This window comes from Coprococcus sp. AF99-45 (assembly GCF_027663865.1).
GTDB lineage: Bacteria > Bacillota > Clostridia > Lachnospirales > Lachnospiraceae > Allocoprococcus > Allocoprococcus comes.
In genome coordinates, this window is record NZ_JAQDGZ010000011.1 from 38,853 (window position 1) to 63,741 (window position 24,889).

Sequence of the window (24,889 nt, forward strand, 5' to 3'; positions counted from 1 at the left end):
GATGGTCGTTACCATGCCATTTACTGCAAATGATTATGAAAAGTTACATCAGCTTATGAATTCCAGTCCGGAAATTCGTGAATTACTTCAGAAACTCCTGGATTCACAGCAATATACAATCAGCAAGATCAGTCATGAAGTTCGCAATCCACTGACGCTAATCTACAGTACCTTTCAGCTCATAGAGTCCAGTCACCCTGAAACCAGAGATTTCAGCCACTGGTCAGAGCTTCGCGAAGACATCGAATACACAATCTCTCTGCTGCAGGAGCTGTCTGCCTATAATAACAGTGAACATCTGCATCTGAGCACGTTTCCTGCACAGGACTTTTTGGGACAGATCTGCCTGTCCTTTGCCGCCTCCTGCGTAGATACCGACATTGGATTCTCTTCTCTGATAGCCCCTGATCTTCCATCTCTGACGGCCGACAGATTAAAGCTGCATGAAGCGATTCTCAACCTTTTAAGAAACGCCCGTGAAGCCATTTCGTCTGCTGGTTCAATCCGTCTGGAAGCAGTCCTCAAAGATCAAATGCTTCAGATTACCATATCTGATACCGGATGTGGAATCTCACCGGAATATCTCGACACGATTTTTGATCCTTTTGTCACTTACAAACCAAACGGTACCGGTCTTGGTCTTGCCATTGTCAGCCGGACAATCACAGCTCACGCCGGAACAGTAACAGTTACTTCCTCCTGTGGAAAAGGCACTTCTTTTTTGCTTTTGTTACCAATTACATAATCATTTTTATTATAAAAAACACGTAATTGTTTTACAAGTACTTCTTTCCATAAACTGGAAAATGTAGTAAAAAGAAAAACATGTCCTATCTTACTTATTCCTCTGAATCATCCGCCATTATCTCATCCCATTGGGATTCCCGTTTTTTTCTACGTTTCTGAAGGCGCTGATTCAGAAATCCCCAGACGCTCTGCCTGTCCTTTACAACCTGCCCTTTCATTTCCTGTTCTGCAATCCAGTCATCCAGGATCAGTTCCTCCTGCAGATCATATCCTGCTTTTTTCTCCGGCTGTATACTCTCCATTTCATTCTCCTTTTTCTCCAGTATCCGCTCCAGCGCATACTCAATATTATAATTTTCTTCCATTGAAGCCTTATGTAATTCATATGCCAGATAGACTGCCTCTTTCTGTTCATAATCTGTCTCCCTGACAAAATACTCCGTAAGCTCATGAAACTTTTCCAGAATATTACCTTCCAGTCCCGGACAATAACAAAAGTAATAGATTTCATCCGATATATAAATATGTCCCGGATCCAGGCTCAGACAGTTCACGTCCAGCAGATAATTCTTCACTGCATAAAGCACCTGGATAAACTGTCTCATAAAATTTTCCAGATCTGCAAATTTCCAGTGCTCTTTTTCTCTCTTTGCCTTCACGGATATCTTCCCACTGATCTCGTAGCGGTACTGGCTTTTATCATCTTTTCCCTGCCCTCTTACCGACAAGAGTCCGGGAATCGCATTTTCCATCAGCATCCGCATCTGATAATCTTCTTTATATAGCTCATCTGTTTCCAGAATCATCCAGGCATGATGTAAATCTCTTTCGTACTCTTCTCTCATTCCTCCTGGTTCCTTTCTACAATCTCCTGCAATACTTTTTTCCTGCGTATTTTTTCCTCTGGCACGGTCAGCGCCGCACTGCGTTTAACAGATACGCGCATTTTTCTCTTTTGCGCTCCTGCTGTCACTTCAAATTCATCTTTTACTACCGCAGTTTCCACCGATACTGTATCAAAAAAAATCAGTTTGTTTTCAATTCTTTTCTGAAAATACTGCTCCATTTTTCCATCTTCTATTTCCTTTTTCCATCGCCATTCTTCACTTCCGACAATCGCGGTCTCATATGCCGCCCCACCGATAATATTTTTATCATGGTAATAAAAAAGCGCGAAAATGACTGCCATCCAACAAAGCAATACTACCGGCATCAGATACGCCATCTCAACTACTGTACTTCCTTTTAGCTTTACCATATAAATGTCCCCAGATAGCCGATCAGAAGAAAAGGATAAAATGACATTCTTGTCGTCCGTTTCCATTTTCCGCTCCAAAGACCTGCTCCTGCTGCCATCGCAGCCACAAGAAATGCAAGCATCAGCATTCCAAGCAGATTCCAGATCCCAAGAAAAATACCCATATTCAGGATCATCCAGCTGTCTCCGTACCCTATTCCCTCCTGTGACCATTTCGATATCATGAGAAATACAATTCCACATCCCAGTCCGGCAACCCATACACTCCAATGCATCCGTCCAAATAATGCACGGTACAGAATCGCCGCACAGCTTCCTGCGAGCAGATATTCTGTCGAGATTTTCTGATATTTTATATCCTGTGCTGCTCCGAATCCTAAAAAAAATAATCCTGCCAATTTTGCTATTTTCCACCACATTTTGAACATGCTCCTTTTCCTTTTACTTCTGACAGCGGAACTGTATAAACTTTTCTCTTCAGTCCGCTGCATGATAATGAAGTATGATAACGATCCCCGTAATCTGTGACATAGCAGTTGCCATCATTTCCCGGCATCCATCCACACCGTTCACACAAATGATAAATTCCTCCACTGCTGTTTCTCAGTTCCCCTAACTGTGTTTTCGCAACACTGCGCACGGACGGTTCCAGATAAGTGCACTGATAATTCCGGTGATATACGATCCCTGTTTCTGTCACATATACAAGTTCATTATCTCCAATTCCTGCTTCGTAGGTCTTTACATAACCGGTCCATGTCTTCATCCTCATTTTTTCTTTATAATGCAGTATCGGAATATGAAAGACAGGAACCGGCAATTCTACTTCATATTCTGCCGTCAGTTCCAGCACTCCCATTCCCGGTATCGCCCAGGATCTTTTACGGCTGACTCCTCCGCTTCCGCCAACAATCATACTTCGATCCATTCTTTCTTTCCCGACCGCATTTACAAGATCTGCATGCAGACTTATCGGGTTCAGCACCGGAATTTCTGCAAAACTCTCTGCCACCTGCTTTCCTGCACTCTGCAGTCCGCATCTTACTGCAGACTGGATGCTTCTGAGCTCCAGCATCCAGATCAAACTCACCGCCGCATATAGGAACAGCGGAACACAAAGTACAGCTTCTACTGTTACCGAGGCAGATACAGATGCCTTTTCTTTGACACAAGATATGGCGATCAAATCAGGTAGAAAATCAAATCCTTCCTCCTTTCTGCGAATATCAAATATGTGTTTGTAATTCAATATTTTTCTGTACATCATCAAAGGAATTTTATTTATTATTTCGATTGTCCTCAGAAAAGACACCTGTATCCACCTCCTAACATTTTCATTTTTTGTTACTGATATTGATATAAAATATGATACTGATACCGGATCCCTCTTCTCAGATAACATGTCATGTCAAAGTCTGCTCCTGATACGCAGGCATCTGCCCGGAAAAACGTTTTCTCCATTCCAGATCGCAGATTCATTTCCACCAGATCCAATGCTCTCATCGACAGTTCTTCCTTTGATTTTAAAACCAGCATCATTTGCAAATACTGCTCATAAGAATTTCCCTCTTCTGTCTCCTTTCCTTCCGGAATACTTCTGTTCTTTGCCAGCTCAAGCAGACCATCCAGCGTCAGATTCCAGCTTTCCTTACTCTTTACAGCCGGAACCTTCTTCCCTGCCAGAAGCGTCTTAACATCCGTAAGGCTTTCTCCATAAGCCCATGCAAGAAGCAGCGCATGCTTGATCACAGGTCCGATCTCCGGTGAAAGAAACACCGCACTCAGTGTCGTTGCAAGGGTATCCACCTCCATTTGCATGTCCTTATCGGTCAGCAAATATCCATAATTCACTGCAAATCGAAGGATTCGAATTCTCCCGATCACATATTCCAGATTGTCCTTGTCGCTCGCCTTTCCTCCTAATAAATACTCCATCTCATAGTCCAGTACCGTATTCTTTTTCTTATTTGCAGCATTGCCAAACTTATCTATAAGGTACAGATTGAAAAAAATGGTATCTCCGGCTCCATTATCTTTTTCCTTCATGGTTCCGTATCCCTGCCTGAGCTTTCGGTTCGATACAGTCTCTTCTGACTTTACAGCTTTCGATGACAGCGTAAATCCTTCCGGGCTGACCAGATTTAACAGTGCTTGCGCCTGTATATCCACAATATCCGCCAATGGATTATTTTCTGCAGGAAGTTCTTCTTTTTCACTTTCCAGCATCTGGTCAAGTTCTTTACTCGTCTCTATATTCTCTTTCCCATATTCATTTGCTTTCAGTTCCTGCTCCTTCCATTCGGATACCTTTCCCGTCAGATTCTCTATCACCGCAGCTCCTGTCTTCATTTTCTCGTATTCAACCGCCTGCCGCAGAAATTCTTTCCCATTCTGGTCTGTCAGATAACGGATTGCCGCAATCTCTGTTTCTATATTTTCTGCCCCGTAAAAGGACAGTCGGTTTAAAATATTTTCTTCAGACATTGTTCCGGATTCATAACTGCCTTCTATTGCAAAAATACCATATCGCTCCAGAAGATCTTTCTGATATTCTGCAAACGCAGATTCCACTGCCCTGCCTGCGTCTGCTCTTCTCTCATTCTTTGCCAGCTGGATCGAGGCACTTTCCAGCAAAGCCCCAACCAGAGTAAGAAGCAGAAGAAAGACCAGGCTTAGAAACACAGTAATCTCTCCCTTTACCATTTTTTTCATCTCTGTACACACTCATTTCTGAAATAAAATTTTTATTTTAGATTCCTGAACTTTCATTCGTTATTTTTTCAAATATTTTAGTTACAAGTTCATTAAGCTGTTTCTTAAAAATGATAACCAGACCGATAATGACGACCAGTACAAGGATCAATTCTACCGTTGATATCCCGTCTTTTTCCGTCAGAATCTTCTGAATTCTGATCCATCCCGTCCACAGCTTCTTTTTTACCGCCTTCATTCTCTCACCTCCTACACCTGGATCGACAAAAATGCCGGTACAACTACGATCGTAATCACGATGATCAGCATCAAAAGCATTGGGATCAAAAGTCTGGTTCCTGCCTCTTCTCCCAGCTGTCTCGCCCTGCTCTTTCTGTCCTCCAGTGCCTGTACTGCCTCCATACGAAGCATTTCAGAAATTCCTTTTGCACCCTTTTTCAGATTCTGTGAAAGAAGTGCTCCCATTTTCATATACGGAATCAGATTACATCTTCTTGCAAATCTTTCATAACATTCCATCTCCGGAATCCCACTTTTCATTTCCTGCCAGGTTTTCCAGATTTCTTCATATGCTTCTCTTTTTCTTCCCGTTTTTCCCCTGGTGATCCCATAGTCTTCCGCAATCCTTTTCCACACATTTTTTGCTGTCATTCCGGCACCGGTCAGCATCGTAAACTCTGTGATAATTTCCGGATAATCCAGCATCATCTGCTCTTTTCTCGTCTTCTTCTGATTGTTTTCTTTCTGTATTTCTCTTCCGACAAGCAGAATGCTTATCGCCATTCCGAGCATCAGAATCGGAATCACTTTTGAATCTTTCTCCTCTGTCCAGGCAATTTTTCTTCCGTCCAGACTGGGTGGCAATGTAAGATATGCTTTCTGCCTCGTAGCACTGTCCTGTAATCTTACCAATTCCAGAACCCGCTCTTTCGTGGAAAGCGTTTTCTCCTGTCCTGCAAAAATAACAAGATCCATCTCACACGGATATACCTTATCTTCATAATGCAGAACTCCGATAATATTCATCCCAATCCCCTGATTCTCCGGATCTTCTTCCCGGATTTTTTCCTGATCCAGTCTCCCAAGCGAATCCATTACATCATATCTGCTAAGTTCCCAGGAAACCGAAAACGGAAAATCGTCTAATGCTGTTACCAGATCCAGATCTGTCTTTATATGCGACAGATCCTTATTTTCCCCGGAAATCACTTTTGCAAGCTCTTTCCTCGCTTTCTGAAACTCCTTTTCCAGCCGCTTTTCACTGTAAATTTTCGGTGACACACGAATTTCTATATCTTGCTTTTTTTCTCCTTCAACCTGCATAGAAAGCGCCGCTTCTTTTTGTCCTTCCCCGTACCCGTTCCGCTTTATCTGCATGGTTTCAGAGTTTTCCGTCCCTGTCTTCTGCACGATTTCCGACAAAAATGCCAGACTTGTCACCGCCAACATCAAAAAAAATATCTGTCTAAGAAGCCTGTCCCATTTTCTGAAAAGTGATTTCTTCTTGAAATACATCCATGCACAAGCTCCGAAAAAGAAATACATTCCGATACAAAACCACATTTCTATACCTCGATTTCCACAATCTTGCATCCAAGTCTCCAGGCAGCAATGTAAGCTCCAAGACAAATACTCATAAAAGCCGCTCCTGGCAGATTCCCGTATAACCCCGCCATAAATTCCGGAAAGCTCAAACGCATATAACCAATAATTCCCAAAGGAATCACTGACATAATCTGAAATTCCATTTTTTTCGCTGCAATTACGGTATCGATTTCTCTTTTCACTTCCGCTTTATCACCAAGTTGTCTAACCGCATTTTTAATGATCAGAATACTGTCGCCTCCGCTCCTCTTTGCCAGGGAAAATACAGTGACAAATGTATCCACCTCCGGAAGTGCTACCCTTGCAGCAAAATCCTTCCAGGCAGCTTCCGCGGTTACGTTCAGATTCAGCTGCCTTACCATATACGTAAATTCCCGTACAATAAGTGTATCCCTTGCTTCTGCATCAATCTGATTCAAATGCTCGACAAGTTTTCCTTGTAACAACAATATTTGATATTTTGCCTTTCTGTGTTCCTGTAAATAGCTTTTACGAAGCATCCCATATTTCCCATAAGTTGGTTCGATATCTGTAAGTGCCAATTTTGGCAAATAATAATCACCACATAACATATAAGTAAGTCCATTTTTCTCATCATAAATTTCGTTCTGCATAAAATATTCTCCTTTTCTTCCTATAATTGGTCGTACATCTTCAACAGTGTTCCCTTTTTCATTTGACTATATTTCACCTGTAATTCTTCATATTTTTTCTGAAGACTTTCATATTCGTTTTTCGGAACACTATCGGATAATTTCTGTTCTAAACTCTTAATCCGTGCTTCCTGTGCTTTTGCAATAGCATCACTTTTAGGATTTCGCAATATCATTCCCTGTTGTTTTTCCTTCAATTCCATCATGACCTGTTTCACATTCGGATTATTATAGAAAAAACCTCTGGAAAGTCCTGTTAGTTTTGTAAGTTCAGCAACTGAAATTTTTATATTTTTTCTATACATTGTTTCAATAGCTGTTATTGCTGTTTCCGTCATTTCCGCACTTTTTTCTTTTGCCAGTGCTACCATTTTATCGTGTTTCTGCATTTTCCTTTTCCCTCCTGTATTGTGCTAATAATTCATTCATTTCATCTCGTACAGCCTTTGTATCCTCCGCTAATGCTTCGTTTCTTAACCGCCGATAATGTGGTATGGTTCGTGTATCCTTATGCCCCAACAGCCTTGCAATGCTATCATCATCTAATTTCATTTCTGTAAGTTTTACTCCAAAAGTATGTCTAAAACGATGTGTACGAAACTCAAAATAATTTCCATTATCATCCCTGATATCATTTTCATAAATCATGATATTTACATGATATTTCAGCATTGAATCTGTATACAATTTTCCATTATCTTGCAGAAAAATATATTCTGAATCTGGATGCTCCTTTTCTGAAACTTCTATTGCTTTTCTAATCAATTCTGCCAGCTGATTGCTAACTGGTCTTTTATATTTCCTTGTTTTCTGCTGGATAATAGTTATAAAATAATGTCCAGATTTCTCAGATAAGCAATCCCTTCGCAAAGTCAACGTATCCTCTATTCTTGTACCGAGCATCTGATGTATTATTAAACATCTGCCTAACTGGGGCTTTAATTTTGTTAATGCACAATTAAATCTTCTGATTTCTGCATCTGAATACGCTTCTGGTAAAGCGTTGTCATATGCTCTGCAATCACTGGACAGAAAAAGGTTGCATATATTTCCTATTTCCAGTTCACGCCCTATTTCATCCAACAGATTATCCAAAACCGACAGCTCTGTCGTGTAACTGACTGATGTAAGACCAGTATCCGTTTTTATATAAACCAGATAATCTTCTATCATATCCCTGCTAATTTCTGTAAAGTGCTTTACTTCTGGGAATCGATCATACATGAAACTAGCAAACCGACGGAATCCACGCAATTCACCTTTTATACTACCCATTGCTTTTGTCTGGCAGTGGCTATACAATATTTTCTTTATTATCTCTTTAAATTCTTTCTGCCTGATCTCACGAAAATCTAATCTATATCTTCCACGAATCGGATTACTCCTTGGCACAATATCCAACTTTCTCATATCCCATACATCTTTTTCATTTTCTGGAATATCTGCTGTTTTACACTTCACAACATACTCATAATACATTTTCAGAAAAGAAATCTGAGCGCTACTTTGTTGCTCAACATTCCGCCTATCCGGTCTATTTCTTCTAACATACAGCGCCAATCCTTTTTTATATAAAAATGCTTTATAACTTCTCTCCAGTTCTTCCCATTTTTTATCAGTGATGCTGCTACAACTTGTACACTTCTCATTCAGAAATTCTTTTAACAGATCAAATCTGTAAATATCATTTACTACTGTTGATAATGACAAACGTCTACATCTATCATCGATATACCCATAAATCTCATCCTGCATCTTTTCATTATGAATCTCTGATATGTAGTACACCCTGTTTTCCTTCCATTTCAGTCCTGCCAACTGTTTTTCTGTAGCTTGTTGATAACAGTCATACGAAATCAAATTAATATTACCTTTCATCATCTTCTGCTCCTTTCAATTTAAATGACTGATTTTTAGAGAAATATTTATCTTCAGCCGATACAATACGTTCCGGCATGAAATCAATGTACTGTTTTGTCATATTCTCACTTGAATGTCCTAGATAATCTCGTACCCCTTGTATAGAAACCCCATTTCCGTACATTGAAGTTGCAAGGTTATGTCTGTAATCGTGTGCTCTAAAGATATAATCTCCGCAGGCAATCCCACGAGCCTTACACTCCCGAATCATCTGATTTGAAAATGTCTGTCCATTAAATGCACCACCCTTTTTATTTTTGAATAAATACTCCCCATTTTTTATTCCGTACTTTTTTTCATAATCATTCACCAGTCCAACCAATAAACTGGGAACAGGAATGACTTTTTCTCTCCGCATTTTGCTTTGATATATGCGCATCCAATTCTCATTGCCTTGTGAATAAAAGGCTCCCGATTTTATTGTACAAACCTCGCTTTTCCTAATTCCTGTGCAAAACAAAATCAAATACATCAACTGTAAATGCTCTGGGAATGCCGGCAGCTCCTTAATTAGATGAGCAATTGTTTTTTCTGGAACACTTCTTTCATTGTGTTCTGAAAAACCTTTTTTTAAAAATCGTTCCGGATAAAACTTCAACACTTCAATATTTTTCATTTTCAAAAACTGTAGAAATGTATGCATATGTGTGATATATCGGTTAAAAGTGGAATACTTAATATCGGACTCATCCAAAACAGACACATAATCCGCTATATCTTGCATCTCCAGTTCAGTTACTTTCTTACTCTGTCCATCCAGATATTTTAAAAATTGTGAAATAAAACTTATTGTATTTCGGATATTTGATAAAGACAGATCAGATATCCCGACCAAATATTTTGCGTATAATTGTAAATACCAACGATTTTCTTTTTCGTAAATATTAATAAATGAAAGGCTTTTAACAGGTGAACTGGCATTGATTCTCGATTTATCAAACTGAAACCTATCCATATACCAGATACACGCTCGCCAATTTGTCTCTGAATCTGTTAGAAATAACGTTCTTCTCGCAAACTCAACAATCTTAGAAGCCTGTTTTTTTATAATTTCCGACTCCTTGTTTAAATACAGATAAAATCTGTTTTCGTCTGCCTGTTCCATTTCTTCAATATCATCTATTCCGTACTTATCGCAAAACCGTATAAGTGCTTTTAATGGTTCTAAAAAATATCTTCGATGTCTTTGTACCTTATCCATATTCAGAATTTCACACAGCAATATTTTTGTCTGTCGCACCAACTGTGATGAATGTATCCTCGTTAAATCCCATAACAAATCATTCTTATCAACCACCTGACGGAAAGATTGTGCTTTCTTCTTATTGGGGACATACAGCAAAAACAATTTGTCTTGCTTAAAAAACTCCTGTTCTACAGAGAAGGGCTTTCCTTGTGAATAGACATCCGGCATATTTTCTATTTTTAAACGATCAAATAAGCTCAGTAATTCCGCTTTATATTTTTCTGAAATATCCTCTTTTTCAAGAGAATCCATATACATTTTTCTCGTTTCATAGTTAATATCTGCAGTACACTGTATATCTGTATACTGAAAAAATTTGTATAACCGGTTATAGTATTTTGCTTCTCCAGTCGTAACTAAAGATATTTCTTCCTTTAATTTCTCAGATATTTTTTCCTGATATAACTTCGGAACAATTTTTAATACTGCCAAGGTTATCCCTCCTTCCTTTTACAGAAAATCTGCAATTTGGTATAAATCTTCATTATTTGAGTAGTATTGATCTGTTGCTTCTATCAATCGTTCATTATTTTCACCCAAGTATTTAATGGTAGTTTCAACTTTCTTATGCCCCAGGGCAAAACGAATGTCATTCAAATCCCATCCTTCTTTTCTTCTTTCCTCCGCAAAATAATGTCGGAGCTGATGCGGATGGGAATTGATATCCGTTTTTTTGGATAGTCTTTTCAACATGCTATACACAGAATCCGCATCTAATGGCTCTCCTTTGTTTTTTCCAGTCAATTTTGTAAATAAATACTCCGAGTTCATCAGACTTTTTCGATTATCAGAAATGTACTTAACCAAGAACTCAAAAGTTTTATTACTTAACAAAGCCATTCTATATTCTGCATTTTTTGCTCTTGCCAAGTTGGTATTGGATTCACGATACCTTACCCGAACCGTCCTTCTTTCAAAATCAATATCTTCGGTATAATGGATTCCCAGAATTTCCCCTAATCTAAGACCGGTTTCTGCCATCATTGCTATCAGCAATCGATCTCTATCATTCGAACAGGCATTTATCAGCTCCTGTATTTCTTCGGATGTTATTTCTTCCAGATTAGGTTCTTCTTCTTTGAAGAAACCTTTAAACGAATTCACTGCATTTTGATGATTTACTCCCATACTGTCAAAATACGATACTTTTTTTACTCGTAAGACTTTAAGCATTGGCAAAACATCTTCCAGTTCCAAAAACTGGTAGTATCTGAAGACTGCACCAAGATACATATTGCAGGTCTTATTGCTCGTCTGTGTATTATGCTCAGTATGCTTTCCACTCTTAACCCAATACAAGAAATCAATAAAATGTTTATTCTGCTCTGAATAAGATAGCAATATAATCTCATCCAATCCTATCGTTTGCTCCTGCAGAAAATTGTAATAATATGAAAGTGCGAAAGCTGCGGATTTTACAGTATTCGGAGAAGCATTAATCTGATCCAGATGCTTCAAATACTTTGATGGAAGGATTTCAATTTCTTCAATATCAGAAATAATCAAAAAACGTGGTCTATTATCTTTCAAAATCGAAACAACCCTATATTTCAATCCACAGCCCTCCTTCCTTTCTTTTTGATTTGTTTGACTTCTTTGACTTCTTGATTTACATTATACACAAAGACGTCAAAATGTCAATTACGTTTTTGACTTCTTTGACTTTTAAGAGAATGTCAATAAAGTATTTTTTGATTTCTTTATGTTTTAAATTGATTTTTAGGGATATAATTGATAAGATAAAATACAAGAAGTCAATTTATACAAAGTCAAAGAAATCAAGAGGAGATTTGAATGAACGAATTTATATCAAATTCAGGCACACTAATAAATCCTGACAGCGTTTACGATCAGGAAAGATTCATCAATATACTTCAAATCATTTTACAGAAAAAAACACAAAAAGAATTATCTGAACAAACAGGCTTAAATAATGCAACCATTTCACGAATGCTCAACGGTGCCCGATCTGGAAGACCATATAAAAGCACTATTGATAAAATTGCAAAAGCCATTGATGATCCAGAACTTATCCAAGAATTATATGATGCAACGGGATATTCTTCTAAAAAAATACGGGAACGAAAAAAGATAATTGCAGACAATGGATTTTCTTTGGATCTCTCTACTGTTCAGGTGCATGAAAAGTTTTTTTCTACCTTAATGCGTGGACTTTCCATGATGACAAGTCTGCATAAAGTTGAATGGACAATAAAATCTGGAACGCCCAGATCATACGATTATTTAATTGAATTAAAAGAGGGAAATATAGATTATTGGTATATTAGATATGTAGATAGAATTACTTCTGATGAAGAAAGGAAAAAAGCCTTAACTGCCATTTATGGAGAATTTGCAAAATTGAAATTGGGCGGAAAAATCAAAGTTTCTTGCGCCACTCCTTCTTACGAAGATTATGATTATTTTGTTACAATTCCACCATTCCAATTAAATACAAATGCTTCAATTATATATTTTGATTCTGAACTCGAAAGATTTGCAGACGAAACCTTTTTAGAGACAGCTTTACCACTTAAAGAAAATATTCCTGTTAAGGATTTTTGTAATCTTACCGAATCACTGATACTATAACTTTTTGATTTTATCACAGAGAGAGTTGCTTATGGCTCTCTCTTTTTTTAACGCTTCCTCCTCCCATATTCTAACTCATTATGGCAAATCATTTTCTAAAGCAAGTATCGCCTAGAGTAACTCAAAATCCCATTTCTGGATTATGATTCTCTGACGAACTTAATGGAGATTACGATTCCCCATACCCTCAATATCACAAAATATCAAATTTTGCTATTAGCTCATAATAAATTTTCGCAGCTATCTGTTTTTGCACTCATAGTTATCAAAAGCTTTTTATAACCATCTGCTTCTACCAGTAACAAAATGTCAATAGTTTTTTAATCACTTTTTCAAAAAAGGCAAAAAAATAGAACGTATAGATTATTTCCATACGCTCTATCTCACATTTCATATTAAATTTTTGAATTCTACAAACTGGAAGTTGTCACTTTCCTGTACTTATAATTTTTCATCAAAGTGGTTGCATCATCTCAAGAATGATTCCATCCGGGTCTCTGAAATAAAAAGCTCTGCTTTCCCCAAATCCATCTGCCCTAAAGTCGAAATACTGCGGTTCAGACAAGCACTCCACATGATTTTCGATAAGGGTTTTGTAAACAGAATCAATGTCATCCGTGTAAAAGCATACTTCTGAGATAGATGTCGTAAACAAGTCTGATTGTTCTTTATGGATTTTACTGTCTACAAACTGAATCAATTCAATCGGTGGTGCTTCAAGAGCCTTTGAACCATTCAAATATGCAACCCTTGCTTTACAATTTTCCTTACGGAACATTTTATCTGTCTCTTCGTCTTCCATAAAGATTTCACCCTGAAATTTAAGTCCAAGAATATCTCTGTAGAAAGCAATCGAGCGATCCAAATCAGAAACGGTTAATCCAATGTGATAAATTCTTCCAACCATATATATATTCCTCCTACAATTTCTTTATTTGTTCAATCTCGATTTGTTACTCACATGATATCATATTTTTTCTTCAATCACATCCACCTAATTTTAATACACTGCCTGTCGACTTGCTTCTGTAACCAGCATCCGGTTAATCTTCTCCTGCATTGTTTCCTTTGCATTTTCATTGAAATGATAACGGACAACATAGACTGTCTGCCCGATTTTCTTTGTAAATGTGTTACCCTCTGTTTTTGTATTCATCATTTTTTCCATAATCATTTTCCCTTTCTTTTGGAGCCCCAGCAGAGAGTCATTCCATTGGTCTCTGTCAGAACATTATTCTTTAAATCAGGCCCAAAATGGGCACTTCCAGTTTCACAGGCTACCTATATATAGCCTTTTCATTTTTGCTTGCAAAAAGCCTTGTGATCACAGCACTTTTTTAACGTAAAAAGCGTTTTAATATGATGCAGCCAACGACAAGAAGCATATCTAACAAATATCATTGTCTATCACTTCTGTTTTCTCTGCCGATATCTCTCTGGTTAATGCCTAATAATCTTCCCTGCCAGACAAGACGATAAGTACAGCGTTTGCTTCTATCGTGTTTCCAAATACTTTCTTCCATCATACGATGGTTCTTCATCAAGTTCCAGTCCGTGACGTTTACAGATATCTAAAAACATTGTCCGGCAGGCAGAATTGGCTGCAGATTCAAAATTTTATTATTCAAAAATAAATAAAAATGGATTCCACCAAAATACCCATCACCAAAAATGTACTGGACACTTCTATTCATTATATTTGCACCAACAACTTGAAGTTATCTTCCTGCTTACGACTTTCCAACAACATAAACTCCAAATATCATTTTGATAATATAAAGATACTTCTTTCTTACCCCAGAGCAAGATCCACCTGTGTTTAACAATATTGTCTTTCATCACAATATTCTCTCATCAGGTTTTCATCTTGCTGGGGATTCCCCAAACCCATTTTTCTATTTATGCCGAGGTCTCAGTACACACTAGAGCAAGATCCACCCCGGTAATACCATATCGCTATTTTAGCAATACGGCATTTTCCGGATGTTGAAATCTTGCTGAGGATTGTGCTCCCCAGTACCTCACATTCAGCATAAATATATAATTGGTTCCTCGAATTTCTTCGGTCACAGCACAGGGAGAAAAAATAGGCTAAACAGCCCTATATCCCTGTGAAATCACCATGTGATTAAAAAATAGCAAGGACAGGAAGTGTGGATACACTTCCGCAAAATTGCCAATTTCGGAGCCATATCCAAAATTGAAAAATACATAAAAATCAAAAATCCGAAACCTTACTTGATATCCAAATTTATAATTTTTACAGATTACAAAAAAACCAATATGAAAATTTTACAAATTTTGTACCACCTGTAAAATTCCCATATTGGTTTTCATTCAGCTTTTATGGATTTGGAATATTCTATGTTTTCAAATATTTTACTTTGAGCAAAAAACAGCTCTATAAACTTTTATCATTGCATTTTCTGGTATAATTTCATCAACTCTCCCACACAATCTGCTTCCGTCATTTTTGTACTAAAGCCATACGCAGCCATAACAGCTTTATCATTTGCAGTATGTGCTCGCCGTAACTCGGCTGGCATTGTTAAAGGATCATATAAAGCCGCAAGATTACTATTAGGATATAATGTTCTTGCTTTCAAAATTTCCTGTGCCGATTTTTCAATTTGTTCCCGATTCTTCTCCGTTACTACAGGCCACGGGAAATTGTTATACACTATTGTGTTTGAATAACTATAATCACTTTTTAATCTTCCACACACTGCTCGCATCCATGCCATATGAACATTCGACATCAATACACCAAATTCATAAAATGATGCATTTGGCATAGTGAATAATTTGTCTCCCGGAATAATTTCACCATCTAAATAATCCATTGGAATATATCTACGATTCTGAGAAGAAACTTTGGGAATCGCAATATATTGATTTTTATGTTCAAGTATTGATGCAAATAAAGTTGGATTCTCAGCCGCTTTTTTTGTGTTCGCTCTTGTACTACTAAGTCTAAATTCACGTACTTTATTCACCCGTTCTAATATCATCGGACATTTTTTTAATAATCCAGGATCAGCTCCAACAAGCCAAATACAATATCTCGGCTTTCGATCAATAAAATCTTTTCCCATCATATAATGTCTAAAAAACGGAGAAGCCTGTGGTTCTTTTTCCAAAAACTCTTCCTTTTCCTCTTCCGTCAATATTAAAAATCCACCATCAATTGCTTGCCCACCTAATGCTATTTCAGGAACATTACACAATGGTTTCATTCTTTTTTCAATGAATATATTTTCTGCATCAAGCAAATATCCATTAATATTATTCGCCGGAATTGCGTTCTCACCTGAATAAATTATTTTCTGCTTATTATTTACAGCTCTGCTAAAGCCAACAATTACACAATGAACATGCGCTTTTATTGACGCTTCACTATCCCATATAAATGTTCTGTATGCAAAATCAATATGTACACCTGATTCAAAAAGCGGTTTCCAGAGAATCGAAACACTTTCTCCCTGTGTAATTGAATTAGTTGATACCAATGCTGCTCTGATATTATAATTTCCCATATAGTCAGCTGCTTTTTTATACCAGCAACTAACATAATCAAGATTTCCTATACTCTTCCATCCTTCAAATATCTTCTCAACATCTTCCTTCTGCTCCGACGCCATCCAACGTGCTCCTACAAATGGCGGATTTCCCATTATAAACGATAATTTTTCTGCAGGAATTACATCATTCCAATCAATTCTTAATGCATTTCCTTCTGTGATATTTACATATGTCTTTAAAGGAAGAAAATCATCATTAAATCCATACACAATATTTTTCGTTTCTTCCAACATTTGAGATTCTGCAATCCATAAAGCCGTTTTTGCAACTGTAACTGCAAAATCGTTAATCTCTATTCCATAAAATTGCTGAATAGAAACTCTAATTGGATTATTTACCTCTACCAATGTCATTTGTCCGCCAACTTTTTCCTTTATCACCTCATTCTCCAAACGACGAAGCGACAAGTATGTTTCTGTAAGGAAATTTCCAGAACCACACGCAGGATCAAAAAATGTAAGTGATGCCAATTTATTTTGGAATTCTTCCAATTTTTTATCTCTGGTACGCTTCACTTGAATTGCTCTAATACTATCAAATTCCTTTTGCAAATCTTCCAAAAAAAGCGGACTAATAACTTTATGTATATTTTCAATAGATGTATAATGCATTCCTCCTGAACGTCTGGTCTCAGGATTTAATGTAGATTCAAATACCGCTCCAAATATAGTTGGAGAAATATCACTCCAATCAAAATCTTCTGACGCTTTTGTAAGAAGTAATTCTTTAATTTCCTCTGTAAAAGGTGGTATCTCAATAGTTTCATCAGCAAATAACCCACCATTTACATACGGGAACTGAGCAAGTTCTTCCTCCAAATACTCGTCTCGCTCTGATACAGGTGTATCCAATATCTTAAATAATTCTAATAAAGCTCTCCGGCAATCCTTTACTTCATATGTTTCCAAATAATCATGGAACATATTTCTCTTTCCGAAAATACCAGCATCTTCTGCATACAAGCAAAAAACAATTCGCACACATAAAGCATTCAGGCTCTTTAGTTTATGCTCTCTTTTTTCTTTCTGCTCAAATGTTTCATCCTTTTCCTTAATATCTGGTATACGATATTGTTTTAAAAACGCATCATAAATAAGCCCAACAATACCTCCTGCTTTTATTGATACTTCCATTTCATGCGATATTGTCTTTACTTCCTTTTTCACCAAGAAGTCCAACAATGGATATTTGCTTTGTAATTCATCTAAAGCAATCTTTGTCGGTTCTGGCTGTTTCTGGTTCATATCATAAATCCAAATTTCAGCAAAATTTGACGTAACAATCCACCGAGCTCTTTCATCAAAAGTCAGCTTCCCATTATATCTGTCTGCCTGTTCAAATGGAGTAAGATCAACATCTCCTGAATTCCTGATTTTCTGATCCAATGCTTTTCCAAGACTCTTCTGTTCAATAATTACTCGTGTTTCAGGAATATATACATCAATACGTTTTGTATTTCCATCAATTACAACTTTCTTTTCAAAGTTCAAACGTTCTGTCACATTATCCATTCCCAAAACATTCGTCAATAAATCAATCCAATAAGAACGTCCATCTTCATCTTCTTTCCCTTTTCCCATCCATCGGTTTACAAATTGACGGGCAGCCTCTCTTTGTTCTGCATCTGTCATGCTTTTTCCTCCTAAATAATCGTACATTCACAAATCTTTCTCCGACTATTTTTACATATCATATCCACAGTATATCATAAAATTATTACAGAACAGCATTCATATATCATTATTTGTATTTTGTCTACACACAAGGAACTTCTACCGCCAAATCATAATAATATTGATACATGACCATGTTATCTTTTGCTTCTATATACACTCTCTGAGCTTCTTTCATCAAGTTATTCCAAATATCTTTCCATTCACTAGGAGCCGAATCTAAAAACCACATATTATTAAATGACATTTCTATCGTCCCCCATAAATCATCTTCTTTACGCTCAGTTTTTATATTCATCTGCATATTTCGTGCAATTTCCAATGCATCTTTTTGTAAAAAAGTGAATTTCACTACTTTTTGAGGATCTGGAACTTTCTTAAAACAACGCATATGAGCTTCTGCCTTTTTTATAATTGTTTCCAATTGTTCATCATGCCATTTTTTATCCTCTAGTATCTCTTCTTCTGACATTTGCGCTTTTTCTGCATTAATTTCTCTTTGCATTTCTTCCAATTCACGCTGTGCAATATCATAATATTTCTTTTCAATCACCATAATCTCCCGACTCCATAAAAAAAGAAACAGTCAACATTTTCGTTACAACTGTTTCCTTTATTTTTGAAGTCCCCGGAGCATTTGTATCACTACATTCTGTTCTTTTTCATCAAGATTATTCCAAATATTCAAAACCTCTTGTTGTGATTCTGATAAGCTTACTGGAACATCCATTCCGGCAAAGAATTGTGCCATTGTTACTCCCAGTGCATCACATATCTTTTCTACAGTAGGCATAGTGGGTAAACTTTCTTTAGCAATAATTTTTCCAATCGAAGATTGAGATATACCAGTCAATTGTGACAGCCGATATTTACTCATATCACGTTTTTTACATAAAGCTATAATATTGTCCGCAATATAATCCTCTGTACGCAAGTAAATACACCTCTTTCCGATAGTAGTTACCTTAATTGTAACTAGAAATCCGAAAAAATATTAGAGATGTATCTTGCAAGTATTTACTAAGGGAAACAGTAGTATTAAAACAAAAAAAATAGAACTATATAAAGTTGTATTCCATTAATGTCAGCTTATTATCTAAATGCTCATATTCTCTTTGTATTTCTTCAATTTTATCATATAGTTTCAGCACTGTCGAACCCTTTATCATTTTATTTTCTTGGCACATCTGCCGGAATTTTTCTTTGTACTCCCGCAGTATTCTTCCTTTTTCCTCTAATTCCTCCAGTGTTTTAATTTCCTCTTTATCTGCCATGTATTTTCCTCTCAGACATAATTTTTAATACATAAATAATAACCTTTTTTTCGCTGTTGTTCAATTACAACTTATCGCCTTTTTCTCCCATCAATCGACAATCTTCTTTTTGCTATATACATATGATATACTTCTTTTTATACAACCAATTACTATTGTATAACTCACCATTTTTTCTATCTACAACACAAAAAAGTCAAGTTGTGATGGAAAGGAGGTGAGGACATGGAAATAAATTATGCACTTATAGGCAAACGTATAAGAGAAACCCGCAAACAACGAGGATTATCTGCCGAGGAGCTGGCTGAAATCGCTGATCTTTCTACTGTTTATATAAGCTATATAGAAAATGCCAAGCGTAAACCCAGTTTAGAATCTTTAATCAAAATTAGCAATGCCCTTGAAATTACTATTGATGAATTACTCTATGGAAACTTGTTATACAATCCTACGGAATATCAAACTGATATTGATTTATTAATGGCAGATTGTACCAGCACTGAAAAACGTTACATATTCGAGGTTCTTTCAGCCATAAAGAATATTTTACGAATCAATGATTGGCATCTATCCTCAAAACACAATTACGATGCTGATAACCCGAATGATTATTAAATCATTCAATAACAATCAAATATCTATTTCTACATAAACCATCTGTTAATCACTTAACTGATGGTTTATGTCTTTTTCAATCCAAAAATTCTATGATAGTTATATCAACTATAAAGGATGTCGCTATTGATGAAAGAAAGTGAAGAACGAAGCAGTAATATTGATGAACAGAAAGCCAGAATCCGGCAAAGATACAAAGGTATTGATCCAGAAGAACTGGAAGTAATTCCGGCACTTCCACCAGAGGATATTTTTAAAACAGAAAAAAAACTACGAGTAGCTGTATATGCAAGGGTATCTACGGATGATCCACGCCAAACATCCTCATATGAATTACAGAAAAATCATTATCAGGATGTAGTAAATAAAAATCCGAATTGGATGCTTGTCGAAATATATGCCGACGAAGGCATTTCAGGCACTTCGCTTCAACATAGAGATGCATTCAAAAAAATGATTGAAGATTGTGAAGCCGGAAAAATTGATTTAATCATAACAAAAAGTGTATCCCGATTTGCAAGAAACGTTGTTGACTGTATCCGATATGTACGAGAGCTTTCTTCACTCCGTCCACCCGTCGGTGTATTTTTTGAAACAGAGCATTTAAATACTCTTGATCCCAAAAGCGAAATGATTCTGTCATTCATGTCAACACTTGCACAGGAAGAAAGTCATACCAAAAGTGAAATTATGAATTCTTCCATTGAAATGCGTTTTCGTCGGGGAATATTCCTTACACCTCCTCTGCTCGGATATGACCAAGACGAAAATGGAGATCTTGTAATCAATCCACATGAAGCTAAAATTGTGCAGCTTATTTTTTATATGTATCTGAATGGAAGCAGTACTCAACAAATTGCTGATTCTTTGACAGAACTCGGTTGTAAAACAAAAAAGAATAATGATGTCTGGTCATCCAGTACCATACTACAAATCCTTCAAAATGAACGCCATTGTGGGGATGTTCTGGCGAGAAAAACATGGACTCCTAATTATCTTGACCATAAATCAAGGAAAAACAATCAAGACCGTAATCAATACAGAAAAGTCGGACATCACGAAGCTATTATCTCCCGAGATGATTTCATAGCTGTTCAAAAATTAATTACAAATGCGAAATATGGAAATAAAGAGATTTTACCAGAATTACATGTGATACAAGAAGGCTCTCTAAGTGGATTTATAAGCATTAATCCAAGATGGTCTGGATTTAAAGCTAGAGACTACTTTGAAGCATCTCAAAGCGTCCTTAAACCGGCAAATATGAATGTACCTGATACAATTACTGCTTCCGCCGGTTCCTTCGATTTAAGAGACTATGAAGTTGCCAGAGGACAATTTTTCTCCTCTGTTGGTCGGATTTCTGTTTCTTTTTCATATAAACAGATCTCTTTTAACAAAGATGCTATACGGAAATTTCCAAACATAAAATTTGTCGAACTGCTAATACACCCAAGCTCAAAACTACTTGCTATCCGACCATGTTCCTCTGAAACAAAAAATAAAGTGCAGTGGTCACGTCTCAAAGATGGTCAACTTATTCCAAAACCAATTTCCGGCGCTGCATTTTTGCCAACATTATACGAGATATTTAAATGGGACAAAAAATGCAAATATAGAATATTAGGAGTTGCCCACCAAAAAGGCAATGAAAATGTCCTTATTTTCAACATGGACGATACAGAAATACGAATACCGACAAGTACCAACGACGTATCCGCCCCCAATAACAACATGCCTGATACAATATCTGATTCTAAGAGTGTGTTAGCTTATCCTGCCGATTGGATGAATAGCTTCGGTAATAATTACTATACTCAGTCTCAAGCGCCAGAATTAACAGAATTTACAGCAGACAAAAACTGGCAGACTGCTTCAGAAAGTAAACCTTATAAAGAACCCGAGCTACAAACCACTCCCAAAGAAACCATTATACAAAATATAAAGAATATTATTACAGAAATTAAAGGAGACACCCAATGAGCGAGCAACCTATAAATCAATGGAATATGACTACAGAACCTTCTGATATGATGAAAATCAACACACCTATGCCAATAACAGTCGCGCCCAGCCCCTCAAATCAAATGGAAGTCATTGACGATGATTCTTTCAGCTATGACGGTTATCAAGTTGTACGTGGCGAATTCTTCGCTCATATTTACGAACCTTCGTTTACGTTTAATAACTACAAGGTATCTGTAAATACCGCCTGCATAAAAAAACTACCCGATGTCGAATATGTGCAAATATTAGTCAATCCCATTGAAAAAAAACTGGCTGTCCGTCCCTGTCGAGAAGAAGAAAAAGACTCTTTTCGTTGGTGTTCCTCTGGAAAAAAGCGTTCGCCAAAACAAATCACCTGTCGAATTTTCTTTGCTAAAGTGATATCTCTCATGGACTGGAATCCTAATTATCGGTACAAGATTCTCGGCAAACTAATTCGTTCTGGCAATGAAATACTGTTCATTTTCGATTTAACTTCACCTGAAATATTTCCTCGTACTCTAAAAGACAATGGAACTGTAACCACTGCTAGGACACCTTCTTATCCTGAAGAATGGAAGAATCAGTTCGGTATTCCAGTGGAAGAACATCAAAAATCAATGCAAGTCAATATATTTGAAGGCTACGCAGTATTTGACATACAAGAAAAGAAGAAGGCAACTGATAAATCCATAGAAAAAGCAAAAGAACCATCAACAGCAGAAAGTGAGGAAAAATCCTATGAACAACAAACACTCTTCCCATCCACTAATATGTATTGACTTTAAAAAGAATCGTATACGAATCCACCGCAATACACTCCGTCAAATTGGTAACCCAGAATATATTCAACTTCTTGTTAATCCTGATCAAAAAATGATAGGTATAAAGGCTAGTTGTGCGGAGGATAAATTGGCACATAAAGTTAAGGATTATTTTGTCATCAATGGTAACAGTTATGAATTGTACAGCCGAGAATTACTATATTCACTTTCCCAACTTAACCTTTCTTGGGAGAAATTTAACATTTTTCGTTTAGAAGGCAATATTTACCCAGATAAAAAAATAGCTCTATTTTCCATGGATAACATCATCACAAAACTGCCACAAACAGAATTCAAATCAGAAATAATGGGAGATGAGTATGCGCAATTATAGTATATATACATTAAAAACAAAACTAGAATTCACCAATTTGTATCAATATCTCAGTGAAAAAGATTATAAACAACTTGAACAACAGATATTATGTCATTCCTATCACACCCCCATCTGCACATGGAATGGTATTGTCATTAATGGTATAGAAGCATATGAATTATTTCGTAAACACAGTATTCCTTTCCGAATAAAAAGACTCCATTTTTCCAGTAAAGAAGATGTAATTTCATGGATATGTACTGACCAACTTAAACGAGAGGATTTAACCAATATCAATAAAAAATACCTGATTGGGAAAAAATATGATGCTGAAAAAATTATAGTTTCAAGACAACTTTCATCTACGAATAAATCTCATATTTCCGGTGCAAGCATCGCAGCAAAAAAAATATCCGAAGAATGTAATGTAGCAATGGCTACCGTTTACAAATATTCTGCTTACAGTAGTGCACTAGATATAATTGATGAAAAAGTTCCGGATTTTGTCAAACGAGTTCGTTCTGGTCAACTCTGGATTTCCCAAGCTAATATTATTGAGCTTTCAGGATTACCAAAAGAGCAACTTTTAAGTCTAAATAACTACCTTCTTGCCGAAAAGATAGAACATCTCAGTTATCATGATATGAAAAGGGAATTACTATGGAATAATTACGCCAAACCGATGTTAAGGAAAGAATCTTCCGTTTCTATTCCTTCAATACGCAACCTGCCACAATTTGATCCAGATGCGGAAATTGCAAGTCTTACATTGACGATTCCCTCGTGGAACAGTTCTATCGAAAGAGTATTAAAAGTTTCAGATTTTAAAATTGCATCTGATACAGCAAAATATAAGCTTAAATATCAGCTTATGTGTCTAATATCAACCACAAATAATATTTTAAAAAAATTGGAGGAAATATAATTATGGATGGAAATACCGAAGATTTACAAAAGTTTGTTCCCCAAGTGCATTTTGAGCAAATACCTATTAAAAATTTATGTTCAAATCAAGATTATCAACGTAATCTTTCCATCAAACACGTTCAGCGTGCTGCAGCTAATTTTGACCTTTATCAGATAAACCCTGTAAAAGTAAGTAGACGTGATGGGATAAATTATGTGTTCAACGGACAACACACTATAGAGATTGTTGCTCTCGTCTCTGGATCAAGAGAAACTCCTGTCTGGTGTATGGTTTATGATGATCTTGTTTACACCCAAGAAGCAGATATTTTTGCAAATCAGATGAAATATGTCAAATCTTTATTACCTTATGAAATATTCATGGCTAATATTGAAGCTGGTAATGATAGAGAACTTATTATTCGTGACCTTGTTGAATCATATGATCTCACTATTACTTCTTCCTCTCGCCCCGGAGGTATATGTGCTGTATCCACTTTAATTAATATCTATGAAAAATATGGTTTTCACACTCTTGATCGTGTTTTACGCCTTTGTGTTGCCACATGGGAAGGTGCGCCTATGTCCTTTAGTTCCAATATGCTTAATGCTATTGCCCGTCTGGATAATGCTTATGGAGAAACAATGAAAGATGACACCTTCAAAGAAAAAGTTGGGCGTGTCTCTGTCAGAGAAATCAGTCGTACTGCCAGAGAACGTCGTGCCGGTTCATTAGGATTCGCAGAAGCTCTTTTACTAGAATACAATAAAAAATCCAAGTATTCACTTCCTTTTGAGAAATTATACACTCATAAAACACCCAAAAAAAGAGAACCATCAACTGAAGATGAATCCAGTCAAAGTTCCACTCCAGAAGGTCAGTTAGATTTATTTTCTACGGATCAAGAGAATACTCAGGCTCTGCCAAACGAATAGCGCAGAGCCTTCAGCCTTTAATTCTATCCATACTTTCAAAAGAA

General features: G+C 36.7%; 25 protein-coding genes and 1 pseudogene. 8 read left to right on the top strand and 18 right to left on the bottom strand.

What is annotated here, in order from left to right; all coding sequences use genetic code 11:
- Positions 1–13 precede the first annotated feature (13 nt).
- Entirely contained in the window at positions 14–745 is a 732-nt protein-coding gene (locus PGR14_RS09490; protein WP_055261913.1) for a sensor histidine kinase, read from the top strand.
- Positions 746–839: 94 nt separating this feature from the next.
- On the opposite strand, the gene PGR14_RS09495 is transcribed toward PGR14_RS09490, so the two are convergent.
- The 12 genes and pseudogenes from PGR14_RS09495 to PGR14_RS09550 form a co-directional block, all read right to left on the bottom strand.
- Positions 840–1,592, bottom strand: coding sequence for a DUF6382 domain-containing protein (locus PGR14_RS09495; RefSeq protein WP_055261911.1), 753 nt, complete (start codon positions 1,590–1,592; stop codon positions 840–842).
- Positions 1,589–2,005 carry a TadE family protein gene (locus PGR14_RS09500; protein WP_055261909.1) on the bottom strand — a complete coding sequence of 139 codons (417 nt, stop codon included), beginning with the start codon at positions 2,003–2,005 and terminating at the stop codon, positions 1,589–1,591. Before PGR14_RS09500 ends, PGR14_RS09495 begins: the two co-directional genes overlap by 4 nt.
- Positions 1,999–2,424 carry a prepilin peptidase gene (locus PGR14_RS09505; protein WP_049938189.1) on the bottom strand — a complete coding sequence of 142 codons (426 nt, stop codon included), beginning with the start codon at positions 2,422–2,424 and terminating at the stop codon, positions 1,999–2,001. Before PGR14_RS09505 ends, PGR14_RS09500 begins: the two co-directional genes overlap by 7 nt.
- Positions 2,409–3,317, bottom strand: a complete 909-nt coding sequence (locus PGR14_RS09510) for a pilus assembly protein (RefSeq protein WP_270223310.1) — start codon at positions 3,315–3,317, stop codon at positions 2,409–2,411. The genes PGR14_RS09505 and PGR14_RS09510 overlap by 16 nt, the downstream gene beginning before the upstream one ends.
- A gap of 32 nt (positions 3,318–3,349) precedes the next feature.
- Positions 3,350–4,717, bottom strand: coding sequence for a DUF5702 domain-containing protein (locus PGR14_RS09515; protein ID WP_055297396.1), 1,368 nt, complete (start codon positions 4,715–4,717; stop codon positions 3,350–3,352).
- A 37-nt stretch (positions 4,718–4,754) separates the two neighbouring features.
- Entirely contained in the window at positions 4,755–4,955 is a 201-nt protein-coding gene (locus PGR14_RS09520; protein WP_022220442.1) for a Flp1 family type IVb pilin, read from the bottom strand.
- 11 nt (positions 4,956–4,966) lie between these two features.
- Positions 4,967–6,280 carry a hypothetical protein gene (locus tag PGR14_RS09525; RefSeq protein ID WP_055297397.1) on the bottom strand — a complete coding sequence of 438 codons (1,314 nt, stop codon included), beginning with the start codon at positions 6,278–6,280 and terminating at the stop codon, positions 4,967–4,969.
- 431 nt (positions 6,281–6,711) lie between these two features.
- Positions 6,712–6,936 (bottom strand): annotated as a pseudogene (locus PGR14_RS16395) (TnpV protein); the annotation flags it as partial.
- Positions 6,937–6,956: 20 nt separating this feature from the next.
- A complete protein-coding gene (locus PGR14_RS09535) occupies positions 6,957–7,364 on the bottom strand; it encodes a DUF6262 family protein (RefSeq protein WP_008374214.1) in 408 nt (135 codons plus the stop codon).
- Positions 7,348–8,856, bottom strand: coding sequence for a tyrosine-type recombinase/integrase (locus PGR14_RS09540; RefSeq protein WP_227337806.1), 1,509 nt, complete (start codon positions 8,854–8,856; stop codon positions 7,348–7,350). The genes PGR14_RS09535 and PGR14_RS09540 overlap by 17 nt, the downstream gene beginning before the upstream one ends.
- The gene (locus PGR14_RS09545) at positions 8,843–10,573 is read right to left on the bottom strand and encodes a tyrosine-type recombinase/integrase (protein ID WP_270223312.1); all 1,731 of its coding nucleotides are present in this window, start codon (positions 10,571–10,573) and stop codon (positions 8,843–8,845) included. Before PGR14_RS09545 ends, PGR14_RS09540 begins: the two co-directional genes overlap by 14 nt.
- Positions 10,574–10,591: 18 nt before the next feature.
- Entirely contained in the window at positions 10,592–11,695 is a 1,104-nt protein-coding gene (locus tag PGR14_RS09550; protein WP_270223313.1) for a tyrosine-type recombinase/integrase, read from the bottom strand.
- Positions 11,696–11,935: 240 nt separating this feature from the next.
- Here PGR14_RS09550 and PGR14_RS09555 point away from each other — a divergent pair, with 240 nt between their 5' ends.
- Positions 11,936–12,733, top strand: coding sequence for a helix-turn-helix domain-containing protein (locus tag PGR14_RS09555; RefSeq protein ID WP_055151981.1), 798 nt, complete (start codon positions 11,936–11,938; stop codon positions 12,731–12,733).
- Positions 12,734–13,187: 454 nt separating this feature from the next.
- Here PGR14_RS09555 and PGR14_RS09560 read toward each other — a convergent pair whose 3' ends face one another.
- The 6 genes from PGR14_RS09560 to PGR14_RS09585 form a co-directional block, all read right to left on the bottom strand.
- Positions 13,188–13,640, bottom strand: coding sequence for a VOC family protein (locus tag PGR14_RS09560; RefSeq protein ID WP_129794634.1), 453 nt, complete (start codon positions 13,638–13,640; stop codon positions 13,188–13,190).
- Between the two features lie 93 nt (positions 13,641–13,733).
- Complete coding sequence (locus PGR14_RS09565; protein WP_015513594.1) at positions 13,734–13,901, bottom strand: transposon-encoded TnpW family protein; 168 nt, start codon at positions 13,899–13,901, stop codon at positions 13,734–13,736.
- A gap of 1,246 nt (positions 13,902–15,147) precedes the next feature.
- A complete protein-coding gene (locus tag PGR14_RS09570) occupies positions 15,148–17,946 on the bottom strand; it encodes a DNA methyltransferase (RefSeq protein WP_055164298.1) in 2,799 nt (932 codons plus the stop codon).
- Positions 17,947–18,070: 124 nt separating this feature from the next.
- Positions 18,071–18,544, bottom strand: coding sequence for a hypothetical protein (locus tag PGR14_RS09575; protein ID WP_015525606.1), 474 nt, complete (start codon positions 18,542–18,544; stop codon positions 18,071–18,073).
- A 57-nt stretch (positions 18,545–18,601) separates the two neighbouring features.
- The gene (locus PGR14_RS09580; RefSeq protein ID WP_013976760.1) at positions 18,602–18,922 is read right to left on the bottom strand and encodes a helix-turn-helix domain-containing protein; all 321 of its coding nucleotides are present in this window, start codon (positions 18,920–18,922) and stop codon (positions 18,602–18,604) included.
- A gap of 124 nt (positions 18,923–19,046) precedes the next feature.
- Positions 19,047–19,262 (bottom strand): hypothetical protein, encoded by a 216-nt coding sequence (locus PGR14_RS09585; protein WP_015525605.1) that lies wholly within the window; start codon positions 19,260–19,262, stop codon positions 19,047–19,049.
- Between the two features lie 225 nt (positions 19,263–19,487).
- Between PGR14_RS09585 and PGR14_RS09590 the strand changes: the two genes are divergently transcribed.
- From PGR14_RS09590 to PGR14_RS09615, 6 genes are all read left to right on the top strand, one after another.
- A complete protein-coding gene (locus PGR14_RS09590; protein ID WP_008374249.1) occupies positions 19,488–19,877 on the top strand; it encodes a helix-turn-helix domain-containing protein in 390 nt (129 codons plus the stop codon).
- 129 nt (positions 19,878–20,006) lie between these two features.
- Positions 20,007–21,860, top strand: coding sequence for a recombinase family protein (locus tag PGR14_RS09595; RefSeq protein WP_055145187.1), 1,854 nt, complete (start codon positions 20,007–20,009; stop codon positions 21,858–21,860).
- Positions 21,857–22,645 (top strand): hypothetical protein, encoded by a 789-nt coding sequence (locus PGR14_RS09600; protein WP_055145192.1) that lies wholly within the window; start codon positions 21,857–21,859, stop codon positions 22,643–22,645. The genes PGR14_RS09595 and PGR14_RS09600 overlap by 4 nt, the downstream gene beginning before the upstream one ends.
- The gene (locus PGR14_RS09605; protein WP_044999283.1) at positions 22,605–23,021 is read left to right on the top strand and encodes a hypothetical protein; all 417 of its coding nucleotides are present in this window, start codon (positions 22,605–22,607) and stop codon (positions 23,019–23,021) included. The genes PGR14_RS09600 and PGR14_RS09605 overlap by 41 nt, the downstream gene beginning before the upstream one ends.
- Positions 23,008–23,928, top strand: a complete 921-nt coding sequence (locus PGR14_RS09610) for a hypothetical protein (RefSeq protein WP_055145197.1) — start codon at positions 23,008–23,010, stop codon at positions 23,926–23,928. The genes PGR14_RS09605 and PGR14_RS09610 overlap by 14 nt, the downstream gene beginning before the upstream one ends.
- A 2-nt stretch (positions 23,929–23,930) precedes the next feature.
- Complete coding sequence (locus PGR14_RS09615; RefSeq protein WP_270223314.1) at positions 23,931–24,845, top strand: DUF6551 family protein; 915 nt, start codon at positions 23,931–23,933, stop codon at positions 24,843–24,845.
- Positions 24,846–24,889: the final 44 nt, after the last annotated feature.